A 15,710-nucleotide genomic window follows, 5' to 3' on the forward strand; every position below is an offset into this window, starting at 1 on the left:
ACCGCATGACTTTCACGCAGCAGGACTCGCGCCCCGAACTCGCGTCCGCACCCGGCTCGGAGTGGTGGCGCACCGCCGTCATCTACCAGATCTACCCGCGCTCCTTCGCCGACGCCTCGGGCGACGGCCTCGGCGACCTGCCCGGCGTCACCGCGCACCTCGACGACCTGAAGCAGCTGGGGGTGGATGCCATCTGGCTCAGCCCCTTCCAGCGGTCGCCGCAGAAGGACGCGGGGTACGACGTCGCCGACTACCGCGACGTCGACCCGATCTTCGGCACCCTGGCCGACTTCGACGCGATGCTCGCGGGCGCGCACGAGCGCGGCATCCGGGTCATCGTCGACCTCGTCCCGAACCACTCCAGCGATCAGCACGTGTGGTTCCAGGAGGCACTGAAGGCCGCCCCCGGCAGCCCCGAGCGGGCGCGGTACATCTTCCGCGACGGCAAGGGTGAGAACGGCGAGCTGCCCCCGAACAACTGGGAGTCCGTGTTCGGCGGCGGCATGTGGAAGCGCATCACCGAGGCCGACGGCACGCCCGGTCAGTGGTACCTGCACATCTTCGACGAGTCGCAGCCCGACTTCGACTGGACCAACCCCGAAGTGCGGGCGGAGTTCCGCGACATCCTGCGCTTCTGGCTCGACCGCGGGGTCGACGGCTTCCGCGTCGACGTCGCGCACGGCCTCATCAAGGCCGAGGGTCTCCCCGACTTCACGCCCGACCCCGACGCGGGCTCCATGGGCGGCGACGCCGAAGAGGTGCCGTACTGGGGTCAGCCCGGCGTTCACGAAGTGTGGCGCGAATGGCACGAGGTGCTCGCGGAGTACGACGGCGACCGCGCCCTCTGCGCCGAGGCGTGGCTGCCGACGGTCCACCAGACCGCGCTGTGGGTGCGTCCCGACGAGATGCACCAGGCGTTCAACTTCCACTACCTCGAGACGACCTGGGATGCCGAAGCCCTCCGCGCCGTGATCTCGGAGTCGCTCGAGGAGTACGCGGCCGTCGGTGCCCCCAGCACCTGGGTGCTGTCGAACCACGACGTCGTGCGCCACGCCTCGCGCCTCGCACTGACCGCCGAGAACCCGCAGGGCGCGGGCATCGGCCCGAAGTCGCCCGGCCAGCCCGACCCCGTGAAGGGCCTGCAGCGCGCTCGCGCGGCCACCTCGCTCATGCTGGCGCTCCCGGGCTCGTCGTACCTCTACCAGGGCGAAGAGCTCGGCCTGCCCGAGGTCATCGACCTGCCCGACGACGCCCGTCAGGATCCGACGTGGTTCCGCACGAACGGCGAGCGCTACGGCCGCGACGGCTGCCGCGTGCCGATCCCGTGGACCGCCGACGCGCCCGCCTACGGCTTCAACACCACGGGCGAGTCGTGGCTCCCCCAGCCCGCGGAGTGGGCCGCGCTCGCGCGCGACGTGCAGGTCGACGACCCCGCCTCGACCCTGTCGCTGTACCGCTCGCTGCTCGCTGCTCGTCGCGCACGCAACCTCGGCGCCGGCGCTCTCGACTGGCTCGACGGGTACGGCGACGACGTCGTGGCGTTCCGCAACGGATCGCTCACCGTCATCGCCAACCTCGGCGACGAGCCGGTCGAGCTGCCCGCGGGCGAGGTCCTCGTGGCGAGCGGCCCCCTCGACGGAAACGTGCTGCCGACCGACACGACCGTCTGGATCGCGGCGGCGTAAGCCGCGGCATCCGGAATCGCGAGACCGTGGCCGGTATCGACGACGTCGCCCGCCGGGCGGGAGTGTCGACGGCCACGGTCTCGCGCGCGTTGAGCGGGCGCGGTCCGGTGTCGACCGCGACGCGCGATCGCGTGCTCGCTGCCGCCGAGGAACTCGGGTACGTCGTCTCGGCGGCGGCGTCGAGCCTCGCGACCGGGCGGGCGCGCGCGGTCGGTGTCGTCGTGCCGTTCCTGGACCGGTGGTTCTTCAGCACCGTGCTCGCCGGCATCTCCGACGCGCTCGTGCGCGAGGGCTACGACATCACGCTCTACAGCGTGAGCGCCGACCCCGCGGAACGTCGCCGTGTATTCGAGGACCACCTCCGCCGCAGGCGCATCGACGCCGTCATCACCATCGCGATCGAGATGGATGCCGCCGAGTCGGCGCTGCTTCGCACCCTCGGCGTGCCGGTGGTCTCGATCGGCGGTCCGAACCCGTTACTGACGACGCTCACGGTCGACGACCGGGCCGTCGGACGACTCGCGACCGAGCACCTCATCGCTCTCGGACACCGCCGCGTCACCCACATCGGCGCCGACACGACGACCAACGCGGCATCGTCGGTTCCCGCACTCCGCCGCCTCGGTTTCACCGAGACGATGGATGCCATCGGCGCCGACGCCGTGTTCGAGCCGGCCGACTTCACCATCGAGGGCGGTTCCGCAGCCGCGACCCGCACGCTGAGCGGCGAAGTCCCGCCCACCGCGATCTTCGCGGCATCCGACGAGATGGCCATCGGCGCGATCCTCGCCGCGCGCGAGCTCGGCCTGCGGATTCCCGCCGACGTGTCGATCATCGGCGTCGACGGACACGAGCTCGGCCGCTGGTTCGGCCTCACGACCGTCGATCAGTTCGCGCGCGGTCAGGGAGGGCGCGCGGCCGAGGCGGCACTCGCCGAGCTCGACGGGGCGGACCCGGCCCCGGGGCTCGGCACCCTGCCGTTCGAGCTGGTCGACCGCGGCTCGACGGGGTCGCCGGCACGCTGAAGACGCGCGTCCGCCAGCCCGTCGGAGGGGCCCCACCGTTGTCGCGAGCCCACCTCTGCGACAACGGCGGGCGCTGGAGGCACCGGCACGAACCCGATGCCGGCGCGAGTGGACGTCAGCGGCGAGAGATATCCGTCTCAGAACGAGCCGTAGCGCTGGCGCGGGTCGACGAGGTCGAATCCCGGCGCGACCGGCACGGCGGTGCCGTCGTCCCAGATCTCCTGACGGCGCAGACGACCATGGTGCTCGCTGTGGCGCTGCATGAGCTCGATGACGTTGCCGTCGGGGTCGGCGATGTACACCTGCTCCACATAGTCATCGCGCACACGGTAGCCCCCGACCCTCTCGATCCCGCGCTCTCGGAGCCGGTCGACGTATACGCGGACGTCTTCGACCATGAGCGCGTAGTGAGTCACGAGCCCGGTGCGAAGTTCGTCGGTGCTCCAGCTCGGCGCGTGGCTTGCGAGGTGTCCGGCACGGCCCTCCTGCACGACATGCACCTCGGCGGTGCCGATCGAGAAATACGCGCCCTTGAAGACGAAATCGCGCGGGCGCACGTCTTCGACGGCTCCCATCACATCGACGTAGAACTCGCGAGCGACATCGAGGTCGGCGACGACGATGCACACGTGATGAAGGGCGGGGGCCGGGGATGCGGTCTCGGAAATCATCATTGATCCTCTCTGTGGAGATCACCATGGTGAGGCGCGCAGGGGAGGCAGCCGACGGCCGTCGCTCATTCGCGCCCGATTGCGGTCATCTGTTCGTCTTCGGCCCGGAACCGTGACATGCCCTAGGCGAGATGGGCAGCGGTGGGTTCACTGGGCATCCCTCACGCAAAGGAGCGTCCGTGCCTCTCATCGCAGCCCTTATCGCCATCGTGGCGAGCATCGTGGTGCTACTCGTCCTCATCGTCCGGATGCGGATCCATCCGTTCATCGCGATGTCGGTCGTCGCCATCGTCCTCGGCCTGATCTTCCAGGTCCCTCTGGTGGACGTCCCAGGCAGCGACCCCTTGCAGCCGGGTATCTTCACCGTGCTCCTGACCGCCCTGAACAAGAGCACCGCCCACATCCTCATCCTGGTCGGCCTGGGCTGCATCATCGGCGAGATCATCGCTCGGTCCGGCGGAAGCGAGATCCTCGGCCGAAAGCTGCTTCAGCTCACGGGCCCCCGACGCGGGGTTCTGGCGATGGCTCTCGCCGGGCTCCTCGTCGGCAGCACGATCTTCTTCGACACCGCCGTCATCCTCCTCGCGCCGGTGGCGATCGCCGTCGCGCGTCAGGCGGGTCGCCACGTCGCCGTGATGGCGGTGCCGATGGCGGTCGCCGTTCTCGCCGTGCACGCGATTATCCCGCCGCACCCGGGGGCGGTCGCTGTCGCCGTCGCCCTCGGCACGGACTACGGGCTGCTGATCGCGCTTGGCATGGTGTGCATGCTGCCGGGTGCCACCCTCGGGTGCTGGTGGGCGTACCGTCGCGCGACGCGGCTCGAGCAGCGCGGCGTCCTCGTCGCCGAGGCGACCACCGACGACGACGCTCCGTCCAGCGGGAGCGTCAGCGGCGCGGCCAGCGGCCGACCCGCGACGAACCTGACGGTGCCGGTTCGCACGGCGACGGCGGCACAGACCGACGTCGTCCCCGGCATCCTCGCCAAGCTGCTCACGGTGCTGCTGCTGCCGGTGGTCCTCATTCTGGTTGCGACCTTGGTCAGCCAGTTCCTGCCGGGCGTGCACAATGTGGTCACCGACGCCCTGCGGTTCATCGGTGTCCCCGAGATCGCGCTCATCATCACGACGATCGTGGCGTATTTCACGCTGCTCTCCCGCGCCCAGCGCCGCGTCAGCGGCATGACCGAGGTCGGACGCGTGGGGCTGCGGCCGGTCGGGGAGATCGTGCTGTCCACCGGCGGTGGCATCGCCTTCGGTGGCATCATCGCGGCGACCGGCATCGGGCAGTCGCTGGTGAATGCGCTGAGCAACGCCAACATGCCGATCGTCATCTTCGGCTTCCTGCTCGCCCTCGTGCTGCGCGCCACCCTCGGAACCACGACGGCAGCGGTCACGACCGTAGCGACCCTGTTGGCGGGATCGATCGATCTCACGGCCTACGGCCCCCTCCACGTCGCCCTCCTGACCGTGGCGATCTGCGCCGGCGGCGTCTGCCTCTCGCACGTGAACGACGCCGGTTTCTGGGTGTTGTCGCGCTACTTCACGATCTCCGAGCTGGTCATGCTGCAGACGTGGACGGTGGCGGTGACGATCATGGGCGTCGTGTGCGGTGCTCTCGCGACGACCCTGTGGGTCGTCATTCCGTTGACGAGCTGAGGAGCTCACCCAGGATCGCGCGCGCCGTGGTCTCGTCGGTCACCAGATCGGTGACAAGTCCCGACGCGACCGCGGCTCGTGCGATCGGCGCTTTCTCCGGGGTCCAGACCAGAAGGACTCGGCGTGAGACGCGTCGTAGCTCGGTCGGGCTCGCGCCGACGCGCACGGCGTCCACAACGGACGGGACCTCTCGCCCCCGTGGGTCGAGAAAGACACCGAGGCAGTGGCCGACGGCTCCGGCCGCCGCAGCTTCCGACAGGAGCTGCCGAGAAACCGGCGCATGAACCCCGGTCCCGTCGAACCGCCGCATCGAACCGGCTCCGAAGAGGGCGGCGTCGGCCTGGACCGCGCTCTCGATGGCCGCTCGGATGCGGGATCGAGCTGCGGCGGAGAAGTCCCGCTCCTCCAGCCGCCGGATGAACGGGGCGGGAATGGGTCGGTGGACGGCTCCAACCTTCTTGGAGACGTCGCCGCCGGCCACCGTGCCGGCCCTACGGTCGCTCGACCCGAGGAGTTCGGCGACGAACGCCAGATCGGGAAGCAGGTGGGCGGCCTGCACCAGCGGAGCCGTCGTCCGACTGGAGGCGATGGCGAGGGTTCCACCGGCGGGGAGGTGCCCCGCGAGAACCGCGGCCGCGTGCATCCCCAGACGCCGCCGATGGGCGGCGTCGCCCCGCCGCAGAGCAGGCATCACGCGGCAGGCCTGCAACTCGGTGGCAGCGCGTTGCCCACTGGCCCGAAGGGCGGCCAGGAGCTCTCGTTCCCGTCCCCGTTCGCGATCGACGGGGGCACCGACATCGAAGCGGACCACCCCGCGCCGTCGTGCTTCCTCGAGCAGGCGGGAGATACTGACCCGGCTGAAGGCGAACTCTTCCCCGATCTGCTGCTGAGTCATCCGCTGGACCCAGAATCGATGCGCGATCTGCTGCAGCAACTCGTCATGTCGCTGCTCTCGCGCAGCGATGTCATCCGGCGCGGCGTCGTGATCCACTTGCTGGCACCTCTTCGCTGTCGGTGGGTGAAGAGCGAACCGAGACGTCCGGCATCCCGATGGCGAGGATCGCGGACAGCGTCGCGGCCGTGATCCTCGATCGTGACGACTGCTCGTCGGTTCCCCCGGCGATGGCCATGACGGTCGATCGACCGACTCCGGCGAGTTGGGCGATCTTGCGCAACGAGTATCCCTGCGACCGCCACGCCGCGACCCGTGTCGCGGCGACCGCCGCGTCGACGGGAATCTCGCGCTGGGGCGTTCCCGCTCGTCGCGCCAGTGCTCGCTTGTGACTGTTGCGAGCGTCCGGGCAGGTCACCCCCGCTTCGTCTCCTGCGCAGGCGCTGCGGTCACGGCATCCGGCGAAGTATCCGGCGGTTGTTCCGTGAGCGATCGGCGCCCCGTGCCCACGCCCTCGGTTCTTGGCGTACTCGGTCGCATACAGGCGTTTCGCTTCGACGCATGTGCGCAGCCCTGTCCGCCACTGCGGGCACTCCCGATGACCGCGGCAGCCCCGGCGGTATCCCCAGAGCGTTCCATGCACGGGCAGCGCGCAGGCGGGACCGGAGTCGGCTCCCGGAGGCGACGGCGCGGCTGTGAGCATGGCTCGCCGCACCTGCGCCGTCGCCGGCAACCGGCTGAGGCGGAAATCCGCTTGACGCGCGATGTGCGCATCGACGCAGGTGAGGATTTCTGCTGAGCGGTGGTGCTGGCATCCCCCGCGAGAGCGACACCCTCGTTCGTAACCTGCCGGCGTCCCATGCAACACCATGGACTCACTCCCCCTTACGTCAGTGCGTGTCCTCTGCTTCGATCTCGGTGCGGTCGCCCGACCAGAGGGAAGTGGCCCGCGCCGTCGTGGCCGACGTGCGTGACACACGCCTCGCCCTCGGCGACGGCGGCGATGGACTTCAGGATCGGACCGGTCGGGGAGGGGGTGGACGTCATGCGTTGCTCCGTAGATCGGCGGCGAGAGAGGGGTTCGGTCAGGCGAAGTCCAGAAGCACCTTGCCGGATCGACGGGGGTCGGCCGCGACCTCGAACGCGTGCACCGCGTCGGTGACGGGGAAGGTGTGGGTGACGACGGGGCTCACCGCGAGTGACTGGTCGGCCAATGCGGTGATCACCTCGTCGATCTCATCGTTGAAGCGGAAAGAGCCCACCAGGCGCAGTTCCCGGGTGATGGCGGTGGCCAGCAGCGCGGGTTGCTCGCCCGCGGGAATGAGACCCACCATGACGACCTGTCCGCCGCGGGTCGCCGCCGACACCGCGGATGCCAGCCCGCGAGGGTTGCCCGAGCTCTCGAACACCACGTCGGCATCGACACGCGCGATGGCCTCGGCATCCGTCGCCCGAAGCGTTCGCGTCGCTCCCACGCGCGCGGCGATCTCAAGCGGCTGTTCGTGCAGGTCCACGGCGATGATCTCCCGTGCCCCCTCGCGTCGGGCCGCGGCGACGATGAGTGCACCGATGGGACCACTGCCGATGACCAGCACGCGCTTGTCACTCAAGCGATCGGCGCGCGACACGGCGTGCCAGGCCACCGCTGCGGGCTCGGCGAGCGCGGCGTCTGCCAACGACAAGCCGGTCGGCAGATCGCGCAGCATCCTCGTCGGCAAAGCGATCCTGCGCGCGAAGCCGCCGTCGGTGTGCGGGAATCGCGCAGCGCTGCCGAGGTAGGTGCCGCCGGAGAGGTTCGGCTTGTTCTGCGGGTATCGGAAGTCGGGGCGACCCGGCGTGGCGGGGTGCACGGTGACGGCCGTTCCGGCCGCGGGTCCTGAACCGTCCGCAGCAGACACGACCACGGTGCCCGACAGCTCGTGACCGAGCACCATCGGCGCCCGCAGGATCGATTCTCCCGCCGCCCCATGCTGCCAGTAGTGCAAGTCGGAGCCGCAGATCCCCCCGAACGCGACTGACACGACCGCTTCATTGTCAGCGGGTCGCGGTTCGGGCACCTCTTGGATGCGGAGAACTCCTCCCACGTCGGCGATCACGGCCAGGTTGGGTTGCACGATGGCTTTTCCTCTCTCGGGGTCAGACGATGACGGTCATGCCGCCGTCGACGAACAGCACCTGCCCGTTGACGAAGTCGGACGCGGGCGAACTGAGCATGACCACCGGGCCGCCCAGGTCGGCGGGAGTCCCCCACCGGGCTGCGGGGGTGCGGCGTACGATGAACGCGTTGAAGTCGGGGTCGTCGACGAGCGCCTGGGTCATCTCGGTGTGGATGTAGCCCGGCGCCACGGCGTTGATCTGCAGGCCCGCCGATGCCCATTCGGCCGTCATCGCACGGGTGAGGTTTCTCAGACCGCCCTTCGCGGCCGTGTACGGGCCGATGGTCGGGCGCGCGAGATCGGTCTGCACCGAGGCGATGTTGACGATCTTTCCCCGGCCCCGCGCGATCATGGCACGGGCCACCTCTCGCCCCACGAGGAACGCGCTGGTCAGATCGATCGCGATCACCCGGTCCCAGTCCGCTCGGGACACCTCGAGCAGCGGCTCGCGGTGCTGGATACCCGCGTTGTTGACGAGGATGTCGATCGGGCCGATCGTCGACTCGATGTCGGCGACCGCCGCACGCACGTCGTCCTCGTCGCTGACATCGAACCCCCGAGCGTGGACGTCGCGGCCGATCCGTTGTGCCAGCGCCACGCGCGCCGATTCCAGCCGGAGGGGATCCATGCCGTTGAGCACCACCGTCGCGCCCGCGTCGGCGAGCGCATACGCGAGGATGTTGCCGATCCCCCGGCTCGAGCCGGTGATCAGCGCGATGCGACCCGTCAGATCGAACAGGGGCGAATCCGTCATGCGGTGACCGCCGACAGGTCGCGCCATCGTGCCGTTTCGAGCACGGGCCGGTTGACGACGAAGGAGGGAATCTCGCCGGCGAGGGCACCGACGACGGCACGGACGGCGCTGCGTCCGTTGCCGAGCGACATCTCGTCCGTCCATCCCACGCAGTGCGGGGACAGCAGGACGTTGTCCAGCGAGCGCAACGGGCTGTCGTCCGGGAGGGGCTCGTTCTCGAACACGTCGAGCGCGGCAGCACGCAGGCGCCCGTCCCGAAGGGCGGCGATCAGAGCGGGCTCGTCGATGATCGGTCCGCGCGCGACGTTCACGAGGGTCGCCGTCGGCTTCACGCGGTCGAGGAAATCCGCGTCGATGAGGTGGTGCGTCTCGGGTGTGAGCACAGCCATCACGACGATCGCGTCGGATCGAGCGGCGAGGTCCTCGAGACCGACCAGCTCGGCGCCGAACTCCTCGGCGCGCGACAGGGGGCAGTACGGGTCGTAGGCGAGCAGCTCGACCTCGAAGGGTGCCAGCAGCCGCGCCAGATCCGTGCCGGTGCCGCCGAAGCCCACCACCCCGACGGTCGTGCCGGTGAGCCCGCGTCCCATCCAGGACGTCCTTTCGTCCCAGCGTTTCTCGCGGACGAGACGGTCCTTGATGCCCAGGTTGAGCAGACCGCCCAGCAGCATTCCCAGCGCCGCGGTCGCGACCGGGCGTCGGGCACCGTCGGGCGTGATCGTCACGGCGACGCCCGCGTCCGTGCAGGCGTCGAGATCGACGGCGTCGTACCCCACACCGAAACGGGCCAGCACCATCGGCGGTTCGGTCACACCGCTGAACGTGGTCGCATCGACCGCCGGCGCCGCGAACAGGACGGCGGGTCGCCCGTCGATGTCTTCCGGGCGCAGGACCGGCACGTCGTCGGGGAGGTACTCCCAGGCGATGCCCGCCTCGTCGAAGCCATCCAGGCCGATGTCGCCCCAGACGTTACGGCCTGCCGCGTCGAGGAAGTCGCGGCTGATTCCTACGGGTCTCATGGTGCATCTGCCTTTCAGAAGACGGCGGTCGGATTGACGGGGGAGCCTGTGCCCGCCGGCACCAGCAGAGGGGCCACCGTGAAGAGGAACTCGTAGCGACCCTCGTCTGCGGCCACAGTCGAGAGCTCTTCGAGGTCGAGGTTGTCCAGCAGCGGCACCCCGAGCGCGGTCAACGCGAGGATGTGCACGGGCGAGTGGATGCCGGGAGTCGGCGAGGGACGCACGTCGCTGTCGCCGTCGGAGCCGAGCAGGGCGATGCCCCGGTCCGCGAGCAGCGGCATGGCCGTCGCGTGCAAGCCCGCGCTGAGATCCGAGGAGTCCCAGGGGCCGAGAGCGGAGCGTCGGGCCTTATGGCCTGTGCGCAGGAGCACGGCGTCGGCCTCGCCGATCGAAACGCCGAGCACCTCCTCCGCCGTGCGTAGGTCGTCTTCGTAAACGGCTTCCCCGGGCTCCAGCCACGAGACGCCCTTCACGACGGGCATGTCGATGAGCACGCCGCGCCCGACGAAGGAGCCGAGCTTGGCGACGGAGCCGTAGCCCGCGCCGGTGGCGTTCACCACGTCGCGGCTGCGCGCGCCGCCGAACAACTCACCGCGGTAGGCGATGTGCGAGAGCGCGTCGAGGTGGGTCGTCGACTTGCCGTGGTATTCGATGCCGATGAAGTCTTTGTTGGTCGACGGCTCGGGAGCCTCACGGTCGCCGAGATCGAGCATCATGTGCATCGCCGGACGCCGGTTGTCGATCTCCGGCTCCGTCGGCCACGGGAGCGTCGTCTGCACCACGCGGCCGGAGCGCACGGTGGCCGCCGCCGCCGCCGCGTGCGCCGGCGTGAGTCGGTTCCACGCTCCCCGTTCACGGTCGCTCCAGGTGTCCCACTGCTTGAGACGTTCGTAGAGTTCGTCGAAGCCGGCCTGGTCGATCGGTTCGGTGACGCGGATCTCGCGCGCTTCGGAGGTGTCGGTCATGACGGAATGCCCTTTCTCGGGGGTGGCGGGGCGGACGATCGTCCGCCCCGCCGGAAGGGGTGTTACTTGCCCCAGACCTTCTTGTAGATGTCGCGGTAACCGCTGGCCGGGTCGTACGTGTCACCGGTGGGGACGTTCTGCTTCGTGATCAGGGCGGGAGCGGCGACGAAGCCCGACCACTCCTCGCCCGCGAGGGCGCGGTTGGCTTCGTCGATGAGCTGCCAGCCCTGCAGCAGCAGGGGCTCGGCGACGGTCGCCGCCTGGTAGTCGACCGAACGGATGCGCTGGAACTCAGCGGCGTCCCCGTCACCCGCGGCGACGGACTTCGGCGTGCCGGCGGGGTCCTTGCCGGCGGCGCGGAGAGCCTGCTGCGCCCCGCCGAAGTAGTTGCCGTTGATGGCCATCAGGTAGGTGAGCTTGTCGCCGTTCTCCTGCAGCAGGTTCGAGATCAGGCCGGGCATGCGCTGGTCGGCCTCGGCGATGGGCGAGTCCTGGTACGACAGCACCGAGCAACCGCTGCACGCCTCGATGTATGCCTTCATGGCATCCGCTTTGAGCACGGCGATGTCGTACTGGCCGTCGGTGAAGATGGCTGCTCCCGCGGTGCCGTTCGAGTCGGCGACGGCGTAGGCGCCGGCGAGCTGCGACACGGTCAGGGGGTCGGTGGTGACGTTGGTGAACAGACCGTTGCCGGGGCCGGTCACGGGACCGGCGTGCCAGCCGATGACGGGGATGCCGGCACTTTCGGCTGAGGCGATGGTGGCTGCCTGCTCGGTCGGGTCGAACCCTCCGAGGATGATCGCGGCGGGCTGGGCGGCGATCGCCTGGTTCAGGGCGTCGGAGCGGCCTTGCGCCGAGGCCTTGCCGTCGTACGAGTCCACGGACCAGCCGATGGCCGCGGCCGCCTCGGTGACGCCCTCGCCGACGGTGTTGATCCCGCCGTTGGTGAGGTCGCTGCCGACGTAGGCGATGCGGGCGCCGGGCTTCTGCGCCGTCGGTCCGGTGCCGGGCGGGGTGAAACCCTCGCTGGCGGTGAGGCTCTTCTCGACGAGTTCCTTCGAGAACTCGACGGCGTCGCCGGTGGGGAGGATCGAGGAGAAGTCCTGCTCCGGGGCTGCCGAGGCGGCGTCGCCGCCGCTGCCGCTCGCGTTGCCGACGGAGCCGCTGGAGCAGGCGGTGAGACCCAGGGTCAGGGCCACGGGCAGCGCCAGTGCTGCCAGCAGGACGCGCCGCTTCGTGGTGATGGTCATGAGATGTCCTTTCGTGCTGTGGTGGTGCGGGTAGTGCTCTCGGACGGGGTGACGTCGGAGGTCTCGGGGACGGTGCCGGGTGAGCCGGTGCCGGGTGAGCCGGTGCCGGATGTTGTGGAACCGTCGGTCAGCGGGGCGGCATCCGCTCTCGTGGTGCGCCGGCGCGTGGCGAGGGAGGCGATCGTGATCGCCGCGACCAGGGTGAGGCCGTTGAAGAGCGGCTCGAGGTAGAACTGCCCGGGGAAGAGCTGCTGGAGGCCGGAGATTCCGATCGTCGCGATGGTCACGCCGAGGATCGTGCCGAGCCCGTTCACGCGACCCGGACGGATGGTGGTCGAGCCGAGGAAGGCGGCCGCCAACGCGGGCAGAAGGTACTCGGGTCCGATGTTGGCCTGGGCCACGCCCGCTTGACGGGATGCGAGCAAGATGCCGGCGACGCCGGTGAGCATGCCCGACGCGACCATCGCGCCCACGACGTACTTGCGGCGTGCGATGCCGGTCAGCGTTGCGGCCGCGGGGTTGGCGCCGACGGCGTACAGGTAACGTCCGACGGGGAAGTAATCGAGAACGATCCAGACGACGAGCGCCAGCACGATGGCGATGACGAACGGGCCGGGGATCGGGCCGAGACTCCAGCGCGAGAGCTCGTCGAAGGCGACGGCGCGCGCACCGTCGGAGTCCGTGACCTGGCGTCCGCCGGTGTACCAGTAGGTGACAGCGAAGATGACCTGGCCGGTGGCGAGCGTCGCGATGAACGCGTCGACCTGGGCGAGTTCGACGAGGAGAGCGTTCAGGAGGCCGATGACCCCGCCTCCGACGATGACGAGAACGATGACGAGTCGGTAGTCGAGGCCCTCGATCTGCCAGGAAAGGGCCATCACCTGCCAGAGGCCCACACCGTAACCGATGCTGAGGTCGATCTTGCCGGTCACCATCGGGATGGTGACGGCGATCGCCAGGATGAGCAGAACGGCCTTGCTCGACGCGAGCAGCTGGAAGTTCAGCAGCGAGGCGAACGTGTCGGGTCGCAGCGCTGCGAACAGGACGAAGAGGCCGATGGTGAGCAGCACCATCCCGTAGTTGCTGGTGAGCTTGTTCCAGAAGCTCGCGCCCCTCCCGGGCTCCAGCGCCGTCGATTTGACGGACGTGTTCATGGTCATGCTGCACTCTCCTGGGATGAGGGGTCGGCGTAGGAGACGCGTCCGAGATCGGAGGCCGCCGAGATGAGGTTGGGGATGGTGACGTCGTCACCGGTGAGTTCCGCGACGACGCGGCCGCGTCCGAGCACGATCGCGCGGTGGGCGATCTTGGCGACTTCCTCCATGTCGGTGGAGACGACGATCGCGCCGGTGCCTTGTTCGACCACGCGGCCGAGGAGTTCGTAGATCTCGGCCTTGGCTCCGACGTCGACGCCCATGGTGGGTTCCTCGAGGATGACGACGGCGCGTCCACGCCCGAAACAGCGGGCAAGGATCACCTTCTGCTGGTTGCCGCCCGAGAACGTGTCGAGGGGAAGCTCCGGGTCATCGGGACGGATCTGATACGGGGCGAGGATCGCGGATGCCTCGACGGACTCGGTCCGAGCCGTGCGGGGTTGCCACGCACGACGCCCCCAGACCGCCGGGTTGAGGAAGAGGTTCTCGCTGACCGACAGACCCGCACCCACGGACTCCGACTCACGGTTGGAGGTAGCGAAGGCAACGCCCGCATCGACGGCGTCGCGCGGTGTGCGCGGGCGGAACGGCGCTCCGTCGAGGGTCATCGTGCCCGCCTGCGGGCGGGTGGCGCCCGCGATGGCCCGGCCGAGCGCCTCCTGCCCCGCGCCGCGCAGACCGCAGATCGCGAGGATCTCGCCCGAGCGCACGTGCAGGCTGATGGGCTCTGTCCCGTCGACTCGGAACGACTCCAGAGCGAGTCGCGTCTCGGTGCCCGGCTCATTGATGCGCGGAACCGTCGTCTCGCGTCCGACGATGAGCTCGACGAGCTCTTCGGGGCTGATCTGCGAGACCGGTCGGTCGGCCACCACGCGACCGTTGCGCATGACGACGGCGCGCTGGCTGATCTGGTAGACCTCGTCGAGGCGGTGCGAGACATAGATCATTCCCACGCCGCTGTCGCGAAGGGTTCGAAGGACCGAGAACAGCCGCTCCACGTCGGCGGCGGGCAGCGATGCCGTCGGTTCGTCGAGCACGAGGAGCTTCGGCTTGCTGACCAGGCCGCGAGCGATCGCGAGCAGGCTGCGCTCGGCGCGTGGCAGGTCGAAGATGCGCTGCTCAGGATCGATTCCGCCGCCGACGCTCGACAAGACCTCCGCTGCTTGCGCGTTCATCTGGTGCGTGCTGATGAAGCCGAGCCTGTTGCGGGGATACCCCAGACCGAGAGCGATGTTCTCGGCGACCGTCATCCACTCGATGAGGCCGAGGTTCTGGTGGACGAACGAGATCTGCTTACGCACGGTCGGCGTGGCGGCCGCGCCCAGGATGGTGATCTCGCCGGCATCCGGCTTGTATACGTCCGCCAGCATTTTGATGACGGTCGACTTGCCTGCCCCGTTTTCGCCGAGGAGGGCCACGATCTCACCCTGGTCGACCGAGAACGACACGTCGTCCACCGCACGCGTGGCGTAGAACGACTTCGTCAGTCCTGAAATGTTGAGCAGCGATGCCTGCTCGAACGATGTGGGTTCATGCACCACGAACATCTCCCTTGATGTGTGCCTGTCCTGGGTGCGACAGTATCACCAGGGTGAACGTGGTTCAACAGAGTGAACGGTCAGGTGTTCTCGCGAGGTTGCATGGGGTTCTCGAGAAGCCGCTCGAGTTCACGAAGCTCAGCGACGATCGCCTCCCGCTGCAGGGGTGAGGTCGCGGAGGTCAGGAAGGAGCAGCCGATGGCGATCGCGGGGGACGAACTGGAGCGCGGCGGCATCCGCACGGCGACGCCGGAGATGCCCGGGTGCACCCCGCCTTCATCGATGGCGTATCCACGCTCTCGGACCTGCTCGAGTCGAGCCGTCAGCTCCGACAGGTTGCGAACGCTCTCGGACGTCCGCATCGGGAACGCGTGGGGGTAGCGGAATCGGTCGGCGATGTCGTCATCCGGGAGCACGGCGAGCAGGGCGTTGCCCACCGCCGTGGATGCCGCCGGGAATCTGTCACCGAGGTTGGCCGTCAATCGCAGAGGAGACCGCCCCTCGTGTCGCGCGAGATAGATGACGTCCGATCCCTGCAGCATCGCCATCTGAACCACTTGCTCGGACAGCGTGGGTGCCTCGTTACAGAATCGGTAGAACTCGCGCACCTCGTTGAACGAGCGCAGATACGCCCCGCCCAGTTCGACCGTTCCGTGACCGAGGACGTAACCGTTGCCGACGCGGCGGATGAGGTTCGCCTCCTCGAGAACCGTGCACAGATACGACGTCGACGATTTGGCCGCTTCGAGTGTGCGCGCGAGATCGGCGAGGGCGACCGGCTCTCCTTGCGCTTGGGCCAGGATGCGGAGGATGTACACACCCCGCGTCAGCGCGGGCGCGGGGTCTCGATCCGCTCCCGTCCGATCGTTGGACATGTTGCCCTCCTCTCCGCCGCCCCGTGAACCGAGAAGAGGCGCGAAACGCTGCGACCCCACCCCGGGTCCTA

14 protein-coding genes are annotated in these 15,710 nt (G+C 69.2%); 3 read left to right on the forward strand and 11 right to left on the reverse strand.

The window, feature by feature from the left end:
- Positions 1 to 5 precede the first annotated feature (5 nt).
- Together AB0O24_RS15685 and AB0O24_RS15690 are read left to right on the forward strand one after the other, a co-directional pair.
- Positions 6 to 1,685 (forward strand): glycoside hydrolase family 13 protein, encoded by a 1,680-nt coding sequence (locus AB0O24_RS15685; RefSeq protein WP_363376210.1) that lies wholly within the window; start codon positions 6 to 8, stop codon positions 1,683 to 1,685.
- A gap of 26 nt (positions 1,686 to 1,711) precedes the next feature.
- A complete protein-coding gene (locus AB0O24_RS15690) occupies positions 1,712 to 2,710 on the forward strand; it encodes a LacI family DNA-binding transcriptional regulator (protein ID WP_275797055.1) in 999 nt (332 codons plus the stop codon).
- 137 nt (positions 2,711 to 2,847) lie between these two features.
- Here AB0O24_RS15690 and AB0O24_RS15695 read toward each other — a convergent pair whose 3' ends face one another.
- Positions 2,848 to 3,381, reverse strand: coding sequence for a VOC family protein (locus tag AB0O24_RS15695; protein WP_275797057.1), 534 nt, complete (start codon positions 3,379 to 3,381; stop codon positions 2,848 to 2,850).
- Positions 3,382 to 3,560: 179 nt separating this feature from the next.
- On the opposite strand from AB0O24_RS15695, the gene AB0O24_RS15700 reads away from it, so the two are divergent.
- Positions 3,561 to 5,036 (forward strand): SLC13 family permease, encoded by a 1,476-nt coding sequence (locus tag AB0O24_RS15700; RefSeq protein WP_307383457.1) that lies wholly within the window; start codon positions 3,561 to 3,563, stop codon positions 5,034 to 5,036.
- Here AB0O24_RS15700 and AB0O24_RS15705 read toward each other — a convergent pair.
- From AB0O24_RS15705 to AB0O24_RS15750, 10 genes are all read right to left on the reverse strand, one after another.
- Complete coding sequence (locus tag AB0O24_RS15705; RefSeq protein WP_307383460.1) at positions 5,017 to 6,027, reverse strand: sugar-binding domain-containing protein; 1,011 nt, start codon at positions 6,025 to 6,027, stop codon at positions 5,017 to 5,019. The two genes, AB0O24_RS15700 and AB0O24_RS15705, sit on opposite strands and share 20 nt — an antisense overlap.
- Positions 6,002 to 6,346, reverse strand: a complete 345-nt coding sequence (locus AB0O24_RS15710; protein ID WP_275797063.1) for a hypothetical protein — start codon at positions 6,344 to 6,346, stop codon at positions 6,002 to 6,004. The genes AB0O24_RS15705 and AB0O24_RS15710 overlap by 26 nt, the downstream gene beginning before the upstream one ends.
- A gap of 667 nt (positions 6,347 to 7,013) precedes the next feature.
- Positions 7,014 to 8,042, reverse strand: coding sequence for a zinc-binding dehydrogenase (locus AB0O24_RS15715; protein WP_275797065.1), 1,029 nt, complete (start codon positions 8,040 to 8,042; stop codon positions 7,014 to 7,016).
- A 22-nt stretch (positions 8,043 to 8,064) separates the two neighbouring features.
- Entirely contained in the window at positions 8,065 to 8,838 is a 774-nt protein-coding gene (locus AB0O24_RS15720) for an SDR family oxidoreductase (RefSeq protein ID WP_363376216.1), read from the reverse strand.
- Entirely contained in the window at positions 8,835 to 9,857 is a 1,023-nt protein-coding gene (locus AB0O24_RS15725) for an NAD(P)-dependent oxidoreductase (RefSeq protein ID WP_275797069.1), read from the reverse strand. Before AB0O24_RS15725 ends, AB0O24_RS15720 begins: the two co-directional genes overlap by 4 nt.
- Before the next feature lie 14 nt (positions 9,858 to 9,871).
- Positions 9,872 to 10,822, reverse strand: a complete 951-nt coding sequence (locus AB0O24_RS15730) for a cyclase family protein (RefSeq protein ID WP_275797071.1) — start codon at positions 10,820 to 10,822, stop codon at positions 9,872 to 9,874.
- Positions 10,823 to 10,884: 62 nt separating this feature from the next.
- A complete protein-coding gene (locus AB0O24_RS15735) occupies positions 10,885 to 12,072 on the reverse strand; it encodes a substrate-binding domain-containing protein (RefSeq protein ID WP_363376219.1) in 1,188 nt (395 codons plus the stop codon).
- Complete coding sequence (locus tag AB0O24_RS15740; RefSeq protein ID WP_307383472.1) at positions 12,069 to 13,232, reverse strand: ABC transporter permease; 1,164 nt, start codon at positions 13,230 to 13,232, stop codon at positions 12,069 to 12,071. The genes AB0O24_RS15735 and AB0O24_RS15740 overlap by 4 nt, the downstream gene beginning before the upstream one ends.
- A complete protein-coding gene (locus AB0O24_RS15745) occupies positions 13,229 to 14,767 on the reverse strand; it encodes a sugar ABC transporter ATP-binding protein (protein ID WP_275797507.1) in 1,539 nt (512 codons plus the stop codon). The genes AB0O24_RS15740 and AB0O24_RS15745 overlap by 4 nt, the downstream gene beginning before the upstream one ends.
- Positions 14,768 to 14,844: 77 nt before the next feature.
- Positions 14,845 to 15,639: an IclR family transcriptional regulator gene (locus AB0O24_RS15750; RefSeq protein WP_275797505.1), complete on the reverse strand. Its 795-nt coding sequence runs from the start codon at positions 15,637 to 15,639 to the stop codon at positions 14,845 to 14,847.
- Between the last annotated feature and the right edge of the window lie 71 nt (positions 15,640 to 15,710).

Source organism: Microbacterium sp. NPDC086615 (assembly GCF_040686055.1).
Taxonomy (GTDB): domain Bacteria; phylum Actinomycetota; class Actinomycetes; order Actinomycetales; family Microbacteriaceae; genus Microbacterium.